This window comes from Flavobacterium macacae (genome assembly GCF_003865365.1).
In the GTDB taxonomy this organism is placed as follows: Bacteria; Bacteroidota; Bacteroidia; order Flavobacteriales; family Flavobacteriaceae; genus Flavobacterium; species Flavobacterium macacae.
Genome location: NZ_RQVR01000015.1, coordinates 1 through 15556 on the forward strand (window position 1 = coordinate 1; position 15556 = coordinate 15556).

Here is a 15556-nt window from a genome sequence, read left to right on the forward strand (position 1 = left end):
AGCGGCGTGTCCCTTTGGTCGATCCGCCGCCTTTCTTTTATTAACTCAAGCTCAAAAGGCTTGCGTTTTTTTTTGTTATAGGAGCGGCGTGTCCCTTTGGTCGATCCGCCGCCTTTCATATAAAATCCTCATCATTCATTTGATGGGGATTTTTTTTTGGAAGAAAGTGAAAAGAATCGAAATTAAAATAAAAAAAAGCCACGCCGAGAACTTTTCGGGGTGGCTTTTTTGTAGAATATTTTCTGATTGGTTAAGTATTCACCTCCAGATCCTCTATATAATCGCGATACTCATAAAAGAAACGTTCAAAAGCATCCATGTTTTCATAGAAAAATTCGAAGATTTCGGGCCATGTATTTTTGTTCATTAAGCTGATTCCGGTTTTTTCGACCCAAATCTTGCTGATTACTTTTCCGGTTTCCAAATGAAAATCTCTTTCGAAAATCGCTTCGGGAATAAATTCATCAAGTAAAATCTGCCTCAGAGATTCAATTTTCTCGAAGTAGATTTTTCTTTTTTCTTCATCTTTAGGCTCAATATCAATTAAAACCTGCGCTTTTTTATTATCTACATAAAACTTAAAAGAAAAGTCCTTGATTTTGGTATCATACAAAAGCCATTTTCGCGGATATTCTTCTGCGAATTTTACCCAAAATTCTTTTTTAATAAATAAGGTTTCGGTTTTGCTGTACATCTTTTTAGATTATTTTTTGATAGAATTTATTTTTAGAATATCTTTAAGACACTAATAAAAGACATTTTTAATGAATTTTGACGCGTTTTTAAAATACCTACCAAAAATAGCAAAAGAAAACCTGATAGGCGAAGAAGCGCACGAAAAAATGATGCCCGCAGCAAGAATTGCTATTTTTAAGAATTTAAATTTGGATAAAATTGTGGCTCGAAAAGCGTGCGTATTAATGCTTCTTTATCCCAAAAATAATGAAACCTATTTGGTTTTAATTTTAAGGAATTCATATAAAGGAGTCCATTCTTCGCAAATCGGTTTTCCTGGCGGAAAAGTAGAAGATTCTGACCTATCACTGGAAGATACGGCTTTGAGAGAAACCTTTGAAGAAATCGGAATTGACAGAAAACGAATTACAGTACTAAAACCGTTTACTGAAATTTATATTCCGCCGAGCAATTTCAAAGTCTATCCTTTTTTAGGATATAGCCAGGAAGAACTGACTTTTGTTCCTGACAGCAGAGAAGTTTCTGGAATTATTGAAATGCCACTTTCGGTCCTGTTAGACGAAAAAACCTTGGTCACAAAAACACTAAGCACTTCTTATATGGAAGAAGTGGGGGTTCCGTCCTTTAAATTTAAGGATTATTACATTTGGGGCGCTACTTCGCAAATGCTGAATGAGCTTAAAGAAGTGATAAAAAAGGTGCTATAGTTTAAGCCGTTTTTGTATGTTTGCCTTCTGTTTTTAAAAAATAAATTCTTATGGGATTATTTAAAAGAAATCCTTTTGGCCATATCCTTTTCCTTAAAAAATGGTTGATCCGTATTTTTGCGGTATTGACCCACAGGCGCTATCGTGGTTTCAATGAACTAAAAATTGATGGTTCAGAAATCATCCGAGACTTGTCTAGTACAAACGTACTTTTTATATCCAATCACCAAACTTATTTTGCTGATGTTGTGGCCATGTTTCACGTTTTCAACGCCAGTTTAAAAGGCCGCGAAGACAGCATAAAAAATGTGGGGTACATCTGGGATCCAAAATTAAATATCTATTATGTCGCTGCAAAAGAAACAATGAAAGAAGGGCTTCTACCTCGAATCTTATCTTATGCCGGCGCGATTACGGTGGAAAGAACTTGGCGCGCAAAAGGACAGGATGTGCAGAGAGAAGTAAATCTGAACGATACTGAAAACATCAAAATTGCATTGAAAGACGGTTGGGTAATTACCTTTCCTCAAGGCACGACTAAATCTTTTAAACCGGTCAGAAAAGGAACTGCTCACATTATCAAACAGCACAAACCCATAGTTGTTCCAATTGTTATTGATGGTTTTAGACGTTCTTTTGACAAAAAGGGATTGCGATTAAAAAAGAAAGGAATTCTGCAATCGTTCATCATTAAAGAACCTTTGGAAATTGATTATGAAAACGATACCATTGATGAAATCGTTGAGAAAGTAGAATATGCCATTGAACAGCATCCTTCATTTTTAAAAGTTTTGCCTCCTGAAGTTAGAGAAGAAGTTCTTAAAGTGGAAGAGGAATTGAACAAAAAAAGACGTTGGGAATATTAAACCAAAAAGCCTGCAACAGCAGGCTTTTTTTATAAATCTATTTTCTTTAATTCTTGATAATTTCGATACAACTTTCGCAATAAAAAGCCATAGATCAATTTATAGAAGAGCCAAAATAAACCCAGTAAGAGTGCTAACACAAATAAAATTCCGCCAATAAAGCCTGCCCAAGTCAAAATAGCATTTTCCTGACTGTTAATTTTTGATATTGTATTAATAGTAGTTTCGTCATAGATACAAGATGAAATCAGTATAATGATAAAAATAATACAAGCCATTGACAAATTATAGGCAACATAGTATTTCACAGTCTTTCTAGCTTTTAAGATATTTTTCATCAACATTCTTGAAGAATCTGTCGTAGAAATATTTTTAAAATTTTTATAGAAATGAAATATAAAACCAATACAAACGGCATAGTTCACAAACGTCAATATGGTCATCAAAGTATCGATATGAAATTTTTCGAGACTTTTAGTGTAACTGTCATCCGCAAAATAAAAGCCTAATCCTGTTAAAAATAAAAATTCTAAAATTCCAATAATCATAATCCATTTCACCACCGAAGAAGAATTTCGATGAATCATCTTATAAATTTCATTTTCAGAAACTTGTGTAAAAGAATTTTCATTCTTTTTCCAGTCTTTTTTTAATAAATCTAACTCTTCCATATGTTTTTCCTCCTTTTACGGATTTAATATTTTTTTTAATTTGCCTTTAATTCGGTTCATTTTTACGCGCGCATTTACCTCGCTAATTCCCAAAGTCTCTGAAATCTCTTGATAATCCTTGTCTTCCAGATACATGAAAATCAATGCTTTTTCAATATCATTCAGCTGATAAACAGCTTTGTACATCAATTTTAATTGTTCTTCCTCTTCATAATTATAATCTTCCTGCTTGATAAAATGCTTTGTGTTGTCAAATTCTGTGGTAGCAACCGACCTCGTACTTTTGCGGTATAAAGTAATCGCGGTATTCAAGGCCACGCGATAAGCCCAAGTGGTAAATTTAGAATCGCCCCTAAACTTCGGGAAAGCCTTCCAAAGCTGAATCGTAATCTCCTGAAACAAGTCTTTATGAGCATCCTCCCCAGAAGTATACAACCTGCATATCTTGTGGATAATGTTTTGATTATCTTTTAGTTGCTTGACAAAAGATTGCTCTAGCTCTTGATTCATAAATGATTAGTGTTCTAAAAAATGAATTTGTTACAAGTTTACTATATTTTTTTTCAGTAGCCAAACATCAGGCCTCCTTTAGATGTATTTCCTGCTGGAGCCACTCGCTTTGCGCCAGCTTTTAGGCTGGCGCAAGAGCTCAAACAAAGGCACCATCAGGGCTATTTTTCAAACTTTTAGGCTTCTTTTAAATGTCGATCTCATAGTACGCAAAAAAAAACTTTCGTATCTTTCAATAAGAATAGAGGCAAGCCAAAAGAAAACAAGCAAGAAAAAAGCCAAATATAGCGACACGAACCCAAAACTTAGTGAAACTTGCCTTAATGGTTACTACTTTATAGTTCTAAAATCATTAAACTTTTCAATCAAAAATGAACATCCCACAATCAAATCTTCCAAGAGTCATCATAATAGGAGGCGGTTTCGCAGGAATCGCCCTCGCCAAAAAATTAAAAAACAAAGCCGTCCAAGTCGTGCTTCTTGACAAGCATAATTACCATACTTTCCAGCCACTTTTGTACCAAGTTGCCACAGGTGGCATTGAAGCAGGTTCCATCGCGTATCCCATCCGTAAAGTCATCCACGAACACAAAGATTTCTATTTCAGATTGTGCCATGTCAATGAAATCGATACTAAAAACAATAGAGTCATAGCCGATATCGGGGAACTTTCCTTTGATTATCTGGTTATTGCAACCGGTTCAAAAACCAATTATTTTGGCAATAAAGAAATGGAACGCAACAGCATTGCCATGAAAACCATTCCGCAATCGCTGAGCATCCGAAGCCTGATTCTCGAAAATTTCGAACAAGCTTTGCTTTCAACTGATGAAAACGAACGAAACGCATTGATCAATTTTGTCTTGGTAGGAGCCGGGCCAACAGGCGTAGAGCTTGCCGGAGCTTTGGCTGAAATGAAAAACGCCATTCTCCACAAAGATTATCCTGATTTAGACATCAGCAAAATGCAAATCAATTTGGTACAGAGCGGAGACCGGATATTAAACACGATGTCTGAAAAATCATCTGACGCCGCTGAAAAATATTTAAAAGACTTGGGCGTAAATGTGCTTAAAAACGTCAGGGTAACCAGTTATGACGGAAGAACAATTTCCACAAATACTAATTTGGTTCTTGAAACCGCCACGTTAATCTGGACAGCCGGAGTGCAGGGCGCAATGGTCAACGGTTTGCCGGCTTCAGCATTGGTCGAAAGAGTCGAAAGAATAAAAGTAAATGAATTCAACCAAGTTGTTGGTTTCGAAAATATTTTTGCCTTAGGAGACATTGCTTCGATGGTTTCTGAAGAATATCCGCACGGTCATCCGCAAGTGGCGCAACCCGCGATGCAACAAGGAAGGCTTTTAGGAGAAAATCTGGCTAAGCTTCTTAAAAATGAAAAAATGAAACCTTTTGAGTACAACGATAAAGGTTCCATGGCCACAATCGGAAGGAATAAAGCCGTTGTTGATTTGCCAAAATATCATTTTCATGGCGTTTTTGCTTGGTTCGTCTGGATGTTTGTCCACCTTTTTTCCTTAATCGGCTTTAAAAATAAAGCCATCGTTTTTATGAGCTGGGCTTACAATTACATTCGTTTTGACCGTGAAGGACGATTGATTATTCATCCTTACAAAAAGAAAAGTTTTACGAGTTTTACTTTTGATGAGATTTAGAATAAAGTGAATCTATATATTAAATTTAATTAATTCAAGAGTTTATAATTATCCCAAAAAGACTTATTGAATTCAATACTTTCAAACAAATTTAGCTCATCTTTGTAATTTATCTTCGATGGATTTTTTGAATTAAAATCAATCCATTTAGAATCTATAGTTACTTTTAGTGCAAATATATTCTGTTCTTTATCATATAATTTGCCTGTCAATTCTATTTCAGAATCAGTTAGAAAATAAAGGCCATTTCTTTTATTAAAATTGGTTTCAACTCTTTCATTATCAATTTCTTTTTTTGTGTATTTGTCGATCCAACCATTCATTTCATATTTTGAAGTTTCTGTGTTTTCAAGAAAATCCCAATTCTCGATGACTTTTACAATCGCATAATCATCTTTGTTTATAAATAATGTACCAGAATAAGCGCTAGGGATATTTCTTTTAGTGTAGGTAAAATGGTTTCTATTAATTGAAAAATCGATTACAAATACCTGTTTCTCATTATAAATTTTTGTTTCGACTATTTTAAAAACAAACTTTTTAGATTTTCTAATATTAAAATAAGGACCATACATTAAAGGATTATTGTATGACAAACTCCAAAATTCACGAATGTTTTTTGGACTATAATCTCCCTTAAAATTCCACTGTACTTGTTTTAATCGTTTAGAATTTCTATCTATTTGATTATATCCACGGTCATATTGATTAGTGATGAAATTAAGATCTAAAGTAGTTTCGTTCTGAACTTTGACATTAATATTTGTATGCTGTGTAGCATTAAAAGGATCGACTGGATAATTTTTGTTTATGTTTTGGATTGCTTTATTAATAATGGAATAAGAAAATTTCTTGCTGTAAGAAACTATCAGAACTTCTTCTAAATTATGAGCGTTTTCAACTAGTTTAGATTCTACTTCATTGTAATTCTCAAGATTTAAATTGCTGGTTGTTTTGTCTTCTGAGGAAATCGATTTGTTTTCATTTTCTTCATTGGTAATTATTGAGGATTGCCGAACTTGGTCAAAATATAAATAACCATCGTGTAATTGATCCAATCTTGATTCAATAAAAGTAATGGGACTAAACAATCTATTTAATTGGATTTTTTTCATTTCATCTTGATTCGACGAAATAAATAAATGGGCTTTTTCTTGATTCTTTAAAAACTGTTCAAATGAATTTTTTTTAATTGGTGTTTCGCTCCAAACTTTATTTAAGAAGATAGAATCAGAAGCAGAAATTAATGCCAAACTATATGCTTTTTCTTGCAGTTCTCTTTTAATATGAGAACCCATCGGAACAAACTTATTGATTACAGAATCATTTATTGATGCCATATCATTAACAAAATGAGCATTGGCACCCCAACAAATTATTTTTTCATTTGGATATGATTTTAAGTAGGATAGTAAGTTGTCAGCCATTTGTTTATCTCTAAAATTATCATCAGAGGTCGTATTAAATGAACTTAAAATGGTTTCTTTTGGACTATAACTTTCTTCTCCCATGGATAAAAGATTTTTTATAATCTGTTTCCAATAAAAATGAATTTCTTCTTTAGGTTTTTTGTCAATATTCTTTAATAACTTATTAAGTTCAGATTTATATTTTTCATAAGCTATATCGCCTTCGTCGAAAACTCCAGAGTTGGTAATTGATTCAATTAATAATTCTAAATCTTCACTTTTTAGTTTTAAAGAAAGTTGATTTTGGGAACAATAATGGTACAAATCTTTTACAAGTTCATTTTCACCATAATCTCCGGTAATTTGGTTGTCAAAACCAATTACTTTTAAGTTCTTTTTATTTCTATCGAAAAAAGTGACAAAGCTTTCAAATTCTTTAGTTCTACTCCAGATGGGAAAGAGAGATTTTTCAAAAGCAGTTCTAACATTCTCACCTTTCGAAATACTTTGTTGTGCCTTAAAAACATCATACACTCCAGATTCAAAAGCTATTGTATTGTAATCTAATTCTTGATGCAAATACTTTATAATTTCAGTTTTTACTTCGAAAACATTTCCATCAAAATGAGTTTTCTCTCCAAGTAATACTATTTGAGCATTTTTTAATTCTTCTTTTAAGAAGTCAAAATCTTTAAGAGACAGACTTTCTGGTAATACTAAAATTTTTGGATTAAAATCTTGTCCATTCGTATTTAAACATTGTAAATACAATAGAATGCAAAATATTATAGTCGCTTTTTTTGAATAGTTTAGTTTTTGGAGATGTTTTGTCAAGTTAATATATTTTGATATTCTATATTAACTTTTTTCTTACAATTTTATTGTGTGTTTATAATATCCCATCATCAACCCTACAAATTTGCTATAACCTTCCATACCGTCTTTTTGCTGGTTGGCTTTTAGAAAGGTATCATAAAAATAATGGAAAAAAGTGTCAATCGGCGTTTGGTGCGTTTCCCAAAAATCCTTTGATTCTTGATAGTTTTTTAAAACTCCGGGATGAATCAACGGAAACAATTCTTTGCTTTTTCCTTCTTCAAAGCGCTCTATATTTCCCAAACAATATTTTAAAGCATACGCATATCCTGAATATTGAAAATAAATATCATCATTATTTATCGAAGCCAGATAACCAACAAAATTGGCTTCGCTTTCAGAGGCATACCCAATTTGGTGTGCCATTTCGTGGCAAACCGTTGTCGGGAAATTATACTTCGGAATCTTATAATTTACTTGCGCTTCATTCGTAAACGGATTCAAATAACCGCCAAAACCCATGTAAGTCAAGGGCAAACTGACCAGCGATTTTTTTATGCTCGGATTTTTATAGGTAAAAGAAGCGTATTTATTTCCTAATTGATCATAACCCTTTTGTGTTTTGCCATAAATTGTTTCAATATCATACGGATTTACAATCTTTGAACTGGCATTTTGCTCGATTTGACTATGAATTTCATTCACTTTTACAATCATTTTCTTGGTAAACACAATCAATTCTTCCGCTGTATATTCTTTGTCCAAATTCATTTTTTCGTAAAGCGGAATTCTGTGGTAGTTCAATCCCCAAAGAATATTAAAGAAAAAATAAAAGATTGAAACGACTTTTAAAATGCCCAAGAAATTCGATTTCCATTCCAGTTTCCAAGATTTCCAAGAGAATGCAGTTTTCCTGTTCTTGTACAATTTGAAAATCAAAAACAAAATCAGAATCAAATAAATCACATCTCCAAAGGAAAATGGAATCCAACCCAGAAGGATTCTCGAAATTTTTGAAATAAAAACATACAATCCGTTGCTATAATATTCTTCAACAAATTCAGGGAAAAACGAAAGTATTTTGATGAATATAAATTGAAGAAGTAATAAAAAAGGATATATATATTTTCTATTCATTTTGAATTCTTTAAGAAAAAATAAATATAGTCAATTTGCTTTGCTTTGTGCAAATTATGGGAGTTGAGATTTCCTTTAAATTTTTTGTAAAATTGGTGATTGTTAGTTATTAAACAGTTACATTTGCTGGCGCATTTTATTAAGAAAAATTTAACATCGCGTATTTAACTTAAAACTTAAACAAATGAAATTAAAAAATTACTTGAGTCTTTTGCTTTTATTAGTTGCATTTAGTGGCCACAGCCAAAAGAAAAAAGTGGCAGTTGTTACTTTTTATGCTAATAAAATGATTGGTTTTGAAGATTTAGGAATTGGAAGTGAAGAGTTATTGAAGAATATACTTAATTTGAGAGACAACCCGAATTTCAATCTTTCGCCAATGTTGGAAAAATACCATTCCAATTTCTTTAATGATTATTCAAAAGCTTTTCCGTTTGAATTGCTTCCTGAGTCAGAAGTTATAAATAATGAGGCTTATAAAAGTTTTGTTCCCAAGTTTGAATTAAAAGGTTATGATGAAAAAAACTATTTGGTCTATGATGGATACAAGTATGTTTATGAAGGATTTAACGGAAAATTCAATGAAGAAGCGCTTGCAAAAATGTTTGCTGATAAAGCAGATGGCGTTTTGTTCGTAAACATTAATTTTGCTTTAGAAAAAGGATTTGGAATTGGAGGAACGGCTTCAGTCAAAATGCGCGCTACCACAAGAATGGCCTTATATAATAAAAAAGGAGAAAAAGTTTTTGCCTTTTCAGAAAACGAGCGTTCAAAGAAAACAGGCGTAATGGTCGGAGGAATTCCAGTTATGAAACCAGAAAAAATACTTCCAATGTGCGAAAGTGCTCTTGAAGAATTGATGGGAGATTTAAAAAAACGAATCGCAAAGATTGTTTCAAAATCAGAAAGTAAATTATAAAAAAGAGGCTTCATTATTTAATGGAGCCTTTTTTTATTATAAAGATTTCTTTTGCTAAATTTACTTTCAGTTTAAAAAAGATACGATGAAAAAATTGGATGCTCCCTCAAAAGTGATTCTCTTTTGTGACGGAAGCAAATGCGGAAAGGAAAATAAGCACAACCGAAAAACTTTTAGGGGCCTGATCAAAGAAGAAGGCTTGAAAAACGAAGTTGACATGTTGAAAATAGAATGTACGGATAATTGTAAATGCGCACCCGTAATTTCAATTCAGCCTGATAATGTTTGGTTTGGAGAAGTTAGCGAAAAAAAAATCCCGCAACTTTTTGAAGATTATATTTTAGGCAAAACAAAAAAGGAATAAATAAAAAAGAACTGCAAACTCAAAGATTAATTAAAAAAATCGTTGAACTTGCGGTTCTTTTTTGCATATTTTTTAAAAACTTTAGCGCTTAAAATAGCGTTCTTTCTTAGTAAAATATACCTTTGCATTAAACAAATAAACATCATGAGTCAAGAAATAAGAAACTTGGAGCCAAAAGAACTTTGGAACAAATTCGCAGATTTAAATGCAGTGCCACGTCCTTCAAAAAAAGAAGAAAGAGTGATTGCTTTTATGAAAGATTTCGGAAAAAATTTAGGCTTTGAAACTATCGAAGACGAAGTTGGAAACGTAATCATCAAAAAACCGGCAACTGCTGGAATGGAAAACCGCAAAACCATCGTAATGCAGTCGCATTTAGATATGGTACACCAAAAAAATAATGATACTGATTTTGATTTCGACACGCAAGGAATCGAAATGTATGTGGACGGTGACTGGGTTCGCGCCAAAGGAACGACACTTGGTGCTGATAACGGACTTGGAGTGGCGACAATTATGGCTATTTTAGAGTCAAAAACTATTCCGCATCCTGCCATTGAAGCGTTGTTTACCATCGATGAAGAAACTGGAATGACAGGAGCAATGGGTTTAAAAGGAGGTCTGCTTGACGGTGAAATTCTATTGAATTTGGATACCGAAGAAGACGATGAAATTGATATCGGCTGTGCCGGAGGAATTGACGTGACGGCAACTGCTGAATACGACGAAGAAGCAACTCCCGAAGGTTCTGTGGGGTATTCAATCACCGTGAAAGGCTTAAAAGGCGGACATTCAGGAATGGATATCCACAAAGGTTTAGGGAATGCAAACAAAATTATGAACCGTCTTTTATTTGACGGATTTGATAATTTCGGATTGCAGATATCTGAAATCAAAGGCGGAAGCTTGCGCAATGCGATTCCACGTGAAAGCGTCGCAAAGGTGATTATCGCTTCTATTTATGACGAAGCTTTTGTTTTTGACATGCAAGAAATTGTAAACGAAATCAAAACGGAATTTAAGACGACAGAACCCAATTTGGAAATTGTTTTTGAGAAATTAGAAGCAACTCCAGCGAAAGTAATGCCAACAATTGCACAATTTTATTTTGTGAGAGCAATGTACACGGCGCATAATGGCGTTTACAGAATGAGTGCTGATTTTGACGAATTGGTGGAAACTTCAAATAATATTGCAAAAGTAGTTTTAGGCGAAGGGAAATTAGTGGTGCAATGTTTGACCCGTTCTTCGGTTGAAACTTCAAAATTAGACTTGGCCAATGCGCTTCGTTCTGCTTTTGAATTGATGGGTTGCGAGGTTGAATTTTCAGGATCGTATCCTGGTTGGACGCCAAACGCAAATTCAGAAATCCTAGATGTTTTGACGGGTCTATATGAAAAACAAAATAATGGCGAAAAACCAGCAGTTGTAGCTTGCCACGCAGGTTTAGAGTGTGGAATTTTAGGAACTAATTATCCAGATATGGATATGATTTCTTTTGGACCGACGATTAAAGGCGCCCACAGTCCTGATGAAAGAGCAAGTATTGCTTCGGCTCAAAAATATTGGAAATTTGTTTTGGAGATTTTAGAGAATATTCCAAGCAAGAACTAAATATATAATTTTTATTCTAACCGCAGCTTCACAGATTTTTACCTGAGAAGCTGCGGTTTAATTTTGGAGCAAATCCAAAATCATTTTTTACTTTTACAAAAAACATTTCCTATGAATTCAAGACAGCAAAAACTCGACGCATTTGGCAGATTATTAGATATTATGGATGATTTGCGTGAAAAATGTCCTTGGGATAAAAAGCAGACGTTGCAGACATTGCGCCATTTGACAATTGAAGAAACTTATGAATTGGGCGATGCCATCTTAGATAATGACCTGCAGGAAATCAAAAAAGAATTAGGAGACGTTTTGCTTCATATTGTTTTTTATTCCAAAATCGGAAGCGAAACAGAAGACTTTGATATTGCTGATGTTTGCAATGAAATCTGTGAGAAATTGATTCACCGCCATCCGCATATTTATGGCGATGTAGTTGTTGCGAATGAAGAAGAAGTAAAACAAAACTGGGAAAAATTAAAGCTGAAAGAAGGCAAAAAATCGGTTTTGGAAGGAGTTCCAAAAAGTCTTCCCGCATTAGTGAAAGCTTCCCGAATTCAAGACAAGGTAAAAGGCGTGGGATTTGACTGGGAAGAACCGCATCAAGTTTGGGACAAAGTAGAAGAAGAAATTCAAGAATTTAAAGACGAAATTAAAAACGGCGACCAAGATAAAATCGAAGCAGAATTTGGCGATGTATTATTTTCGATGATCAATTATGCCCGATTTGTGAATGTAAATCCCGAAGACGCGCTGGAAAGAACCAACAAAAAATTCATCAAGAGATTTCAATATTTAGAAAGCAAAGCAGGCGAATCAGGGAAACAATTATCAGATATGACGCTTGCAGAAATGGACGTTTTTTGGAATGAAGCCAAGAAGTTGTAAAGAAAATTAAAATAAAAAGAGGCTCATTTTGAGCCTCTTTAAATGAATTAATAAGTAACGGGGTAATAATTTAGATACTTTCTTCAATCAAAGTTTGCCATTTTTTCGCAAACTTTTCGTTTTCTAGCCAATAAGCCTTTCCGAGTTTGTCGGTTGCTAAATCGTATAGAATTATTTCTTTTGTTTCTTTGGCGCCTGCCTTAAATGTCATCACAATTCTGGAATTTCCTTCTCTAGTAATTTCTTCTACCTTGCAAGAAGTCATTTCGTTTAAATCGACAAAATGGGCTCTGTCAGTTTCTTTGTCTAAATCCAAAAAAAGAAAGGCTTTGTTGTCCTTGTCAAGAGCATAAATTTTTTTGTAATGTGTTTCGTTTGTTGCGAAATTGTATTTTCCCTCGTCAAAGCTGTTGAATATTTCGTTTACTTTTTTTCTGTTTTGAGATTGTTTGTTTACGATATAAAATAGAGGTAAAGCACAGACTAATGTCAGTACTAACCCTACAATTAGAGAGGCATTATCCATAATTTGGTGTTTGTTTTTTTAAAATAATTATTACTGCCAGTGTTGAATCACCAGCTTAAGTCTTTAAATTATGATAAAATATTACCAAAAAAAATGATAGGGGAAAAGCAGTATGGAAACTTTAGAACATCGGTTGATGTCCTGTCTGGCAAAAATCGTATTGGCTTTAAAGAGGCTAAACTCAGAAAAGCTACTGTTGTAAAATGATTCAAACCACTTGGCATAAATCGGCAAATCAGCACGGGAAGTGTTTCCCAAACGCTGTGCTGTTTCTTGCTTCACAAAAGCAGAAGCTTTTAAGAAATCAATCTGCTCAATGGTTTTTTTAGAACTGAAATCAATAGAATAGGCTTTCTTGTCCTTTTTTCCAAAGACAAGAAAAACGGCCATTAAAACCGAAATAAGCGCTATGTTTTTAATCCACTTCATTTTTACAAAGATAGCTTTATAACGCAGATTAAAAAACTGGAAATCAAATAAAACCGCTTTTTTTAAATAAAAAAGCCTTGCAAATGCAAGGCTCTTTTTTGAAGTTTTTCAAAAGCTATTCGCTTTTTATATTTCTGACTTGTTTCAGTTTCTCTTTCCACATGTCAAGACTTTCTCTATGTCTTTCAATGTTTTTCTTTACTTCCAAAACCATCGGATTGTCTTTCTTTGCATTGGCAAAAAACTGGATGTTATTTTCCAATTGAAAAATTTCTTGCTGTACTTCTTCAATCTTGCGGATCAAGAAGATTTTCTCGTTCTCTAATTTCCTCGAATCATCAGCACCAGAAAGCTGGTCAATTCTGCTGTTGAAACGCGCCATCTCAGAATCTTTTTTGCTCAAGCTCAATTTGTCAAACAACGCATCCAAGATTTTATTGAATTTTCCTTCGATGTGGCGTCTTGCGTGAGGCACTTTTCCAAAACCTTTCCACGTTTCAATATGTGCTTTTATCGCATCTAAATCTGTTTTGTGTTCGCCTGTTAAAGTGAATTCTTTGATCGTTTCAAGATAATTTTTCTTGTTTTCAAAAGCTTCCATTTCTTCAGAATTCACTTCATTTCTTTGTGCGTGAAGTTTGTCAAAATAATGGTTGCAGGCTTCTTTGAAATCTTTCCAAATGCTGTCAGAATATTTTCTAGGCACATGACCCACTTGTTTCCATTCTTCCTGAATTTGCTTCATAACCGGAGTTGTAGTCGCAAAATCTTCGCTGTCTTTTAATGCTTTTGCACGTTCCACCAAAGCCAATTTTTTATTCAAATTGTCTTGTTGGTCTTTTTTAATGTCTTTGTAAAACGAATTTTTCAACGAATTAAAATCACGAACCGCATTTTTAAAAGCAGACCAAGTGTCTTCATTCACATCAGCCGGAACTTTTCCGGTAGCAAAAAAGTCATTTCTTAGCGCTTCCACTTTTTCAATCTGACCTTGCCAAGAAGAATGTGCTTCTACTTTTTCAGTCGCCAAAGCTTGAATTTGTGCAATAATTACTTTCTTTTTCTCTAAATTTTCGGATTCTGTTCCTCTTTGTTTTTCAAAAATCAATTCTCTCTTGTCGTGAATTTTTTTCGTCAAGGCACTGAAAGTATTCCAGATTTCTTCACGGTGTTCTCTCGAAACCGGACCAATATCTTCTTTCCAGATTTTGTGCAAATCTTGCAATTCTCGGAACGCTTTATTCACGTCAGCCATTTCCACCAATTCTTCCACACGAGCCACAATTTTTTGTTTCAGCTCTAAATTGTGCTTGAAATCTAAATCGCGCGCCTCACGGTCAAGGTGCAGGTAATCATAAAAATTCTCTACGTGAAAATGATAATTGTTCCAAACGTGATTGTATTTATCTCTCGGAATCGGGCCCGCATTTTTCCATCTTTCACGCAATTCGTTAAAATGTTTAAGCGTGTCTTTAATGCTTTCTTGAGGATTGATAAGCTCTTTCAGCTCTTCCACAATCGCCAAACGAACATCAAGATTCGACTTCAAATTGTTTTGAAGGCTCTTAAAGTGCGTATTTTTTTTATCTCTATATTGGTTGAATAAAGTATCAAATTTTGCTTTTAGAGGCAAATGGTAATGAAATTCTTCAGTAGTTTCTGGATTTTCGGCCAAGAATTCTTCCTTTTTTTCCTCTATAAAATGATTGTATTTTGACAAGAAAGCCGTTTTGATTTCCTCAACGTGGTCTTTAACCGACATCACTTTTTCAACAGAAACCAATTTTTCAAGTTCAGAAACCAGTGATTCCATATCCATCGCTTCATAATCCTGCATCGGAAATTCGTGGCGTTCCTTCAGCGTTTCATCTTCACTTTCTTCTGCATTTGAATCAGCAATCGCGTCCAAAGCCTGTTGGTTTTCGCTCACGACAGCAGTTTCTTCTAATTCTTCAGCAGAAATTTCTACCGCATCAGCAACTTCCGAAGCCACTTCTGTTTTAGCCACAACTGGCGTTTCCACAGTATTTTCGTTCACTTCTTCCGCTTGTGAAGTTTCGTTTTGAGAAACATTTTGTCCCTCGTTTTCTTGATTTCCATCTGCATTTTGCAGGCTATCATTCTTTTCTTCTAACATCTTTAAATGTTTAAGGTTCGTACTACTTTCGTTCGGAAAGATACTAAAGGCGAATGAAAATTCAAAGAAAAACCAATATTTAAAGTCATTTTAAGAATTAAATTCTTTTTTTGAAGCGTAAAAGTCATTTCTTTTTCAGGAAATGCAATTCCTGCTTTCCGTTCCAATCTTTTTCTTTTTAAAGAAAAAAGAAA

16 protein-coding genes are annotated in these 15556 nt (G+C 33.9%); 7 read left to right on the forward strand and 9 right to left on the reverse strand.

All coding sequences use genetic code 11. From position 1 onward, the window contains the following. Window positions 1-250: 250 nt before the first annotated feature. Window positions 251-694 carry a DUF4268 domain-containing protein gene (locus tag EG849_RS12400; protein ID WP_125013407.1) on the reverse strand — a complete coding sequence of 148 codons (444 nt, stop codon included), beginning with the start codon at window positions 692-694 and terminating at the stop codon, window positions 251-253. Window positions 695-764: 70 nt separating this feature from the next. Between EG849_RS12400 and EG849_RS12405 the strand changes: the two genes are divergently transcribed. Together EG849_RS12405 and EG849_RS12410 are read left to right on the forward strand one after the other, a co-directional pair. Further along, entirely contained in the window at window positions 765-1403 is a 639-nt protein-coding gene (locus tag EG849_RS12405; protein WP_125013408.1) for an NUDIX hydrolase, read from the forward strand. A 50-nt stretch (window positions 1404-1453) separates the two neighbouring features. Then, entirely contained in the window at window positions 1454-2269 is an 816-nt protein-coding gene (locus EG849_RS12410; RefSeq protein ID WP_125013409.1) for a lysophospholipid acyltransferase family protein, read from the forward strand. A 29-nt stretch (window positions 2270-2298) separates the two neighbouring features. Here the strand turns inward: EG849_RS12410 and EG849_RS12415 are convergent, their stop codons facing one another. Both EG849_RS12415 and EG849_RS12420 read right to left on the reverse strand, forming a co-directional pair. Then, the gene (locus EG849_RS12415) at window positions 2299-2940 is read right to left on the reverse strand and encodes a hypothetical protein (protein WP_125013410.1); all 642 of its coding nucleotides are present in this window, start codon (window positions 2938-2940) and stop codon (window positions 2299-2301) included. A gap of 15 nt (window positions 2941-2955) precedes the next feature. Continuing rightward, on the reverse strand, window positions 2956-3450 hold the full coding sequence (locus EG849_RS12420) for an RNA polymerase sigma factor (RefSeq protein WP_125013411.1): 495 nt from the start codon (window positions 3448-3450) through the stop codon (window positions 2956-2958). 371 nt (window positions 3451-3821) lie between these two features. Here EG849_RS12420 and EG849_RS12425 point away from each other — a divergent pair, with 371 nt between their 5' ends. After that, a complete protein-coding gene (locus tag EG849_RS12425) occupies window positions 3822-5126 on the forward strand; it encodes an NAD(P)/FAD-dependent oxidoreductase (protein WP_125013412.1) in 1305 nt (434 codons plus the stop codon). A gap of 29 nt (window positions 5127-5155) precedes the next feature. Here the strand turns inward: EG849_RS12425 and EG849_RS12430 are convergent, their stop codons facing one another. Together EG849_RS12430 and EG849_RS12435 are read right to left on the reverse strand one after the other, a co-directional pair. After that, window positions 5156-7369, reverse strand: a complete 2214-nt coding sequence (locus tag EG849_RS12430) for an erythromycin esterase family protein (protein ID WP_158611949.1) — start codon at window positions 7367-7369, stop codon at window positions 5156-5158. A gap of 36 nt (window positions 7370-7405) precedes the next feature. Then, a complete protein-coding gene (locus EG849_RS12435; protein WP_125013414.1) occupies window positions 7406-8488 on the reverse strand; it encodes a DUF3810 domain-containing protein in 1083 nt (360 codons plus the stop codon). A gap of 184 nt (window positions 8489-8672) precedes the next feature. Between EG849_RS12435 and EG849_RS12440 the strand changes: the two genes are divergently transcribed. The 4 genes from EG849_RS12440 to mazG all read left to right on the forward strand — a co-directional run bounded on the left by EG849_RS12440 (window position 8673) and on the right by mazG (window position 12270). Next, a complete protein-coding gene (locus EG849_RS12440; RefSeq protein ID WP_125013415.1) occupies window positions 8673-9407 on the forward strand; it encodes a hypothetical protein in 735 nt (244 codons plus the stop codon). 85 nt (window positions 9408-9492) lie between these two features. After that, window positions 9493-9771 (forward strand): (2Fe-2S) ferredoxin domain-containing protein, encoded by a 279-nt coding sequence (locus EG849_RS12445; protein ID WP_125013416.1) that lies wholly within the window; start codon window positions 9493-9495, stop codon window positions 9769-9771. 144 nt (window positions 9772-9915) lie between these two features. Beyond that, complete coding sequence (locus tag EG849_RS12450; protein ID WP_125013417.1) at window positions 9916-11385, forward strand: aminoacyl-histidine dipeptidase; 1470 nt, start codon at window positions 9916-9918, stop codon at window positions 11383-11385. 111 nt (window positions 11386-11496) lie between these two features. After that, the gene (gene mazG / locus EG849_RS12455) at window positions 11497-12270 is read left to right on the forward strand and encodes a nucleoside triphosphate pyrophosphohydrolase (RefSeq protein ID WP_125013418.1); all 774 of its coding nucleotides are present in this window, start codon (window positions 11497-11499) and stop codon (window positions 12268-12270) included. Window positions 12271-12340: 70 nt separating this feature from the next. Here mazG and EG849_RS12460 read toward each other — a convergent pair whose 3' ends face one another. The 4 genes from EG849_RS12460 to EG849_RS15640 all read right to left on the reverse strand — a co-directional run bounded on the left by EG849_RS12460 (window position 12341) and on the right by EG849_RS15640 (window position 15529). After that, window positions 12341-12796, reverse strand: a complete 456-nt coding sequence (locus EG849_RS12460; protein WP_125013419.1) for a hypothetical protein — start codon at window positions 12794-12796, stop codon at window positions 12341-12343. Between the two features lie 81 nt (window positions 12797-12877). Next, complete coding sequence (locus tag EG849_RS12465) at window positions 12878-13225, reverse strand: hypothetical protein (RefSeq protein WP_125013420.1); 348 nt, start codon at window positions 13223-13225, stop codon at window positions 12878-12880. A gap of 115 nt (window positions 13226-13340) precedes the next feature. Continuing rightward, window positions 13341-15362 (reverse strand): DUF349 domain-containing protein, encoded by a 2022-nt coding sequence (locus EG849_RS12470; RefSeq protein WP_125013421.1) that lies wholly within the window; start codon window positions 15360-15362, stop codon window positions 13341-13343. Between the two features lie 2 nt (window positions 15363-15364). Then, complete coding sequence (locus tag EG849_RS15640) at window positions 15365-15529, reverse strand: hypothetical protein (protein ID WP_158611950.1); 165 nt, start codon at window positions 15527-15529, stop codon at window positions 15365-15367. Between the last annotated feature and the right edge of the window lie 27 nt (window positions 15530-15556).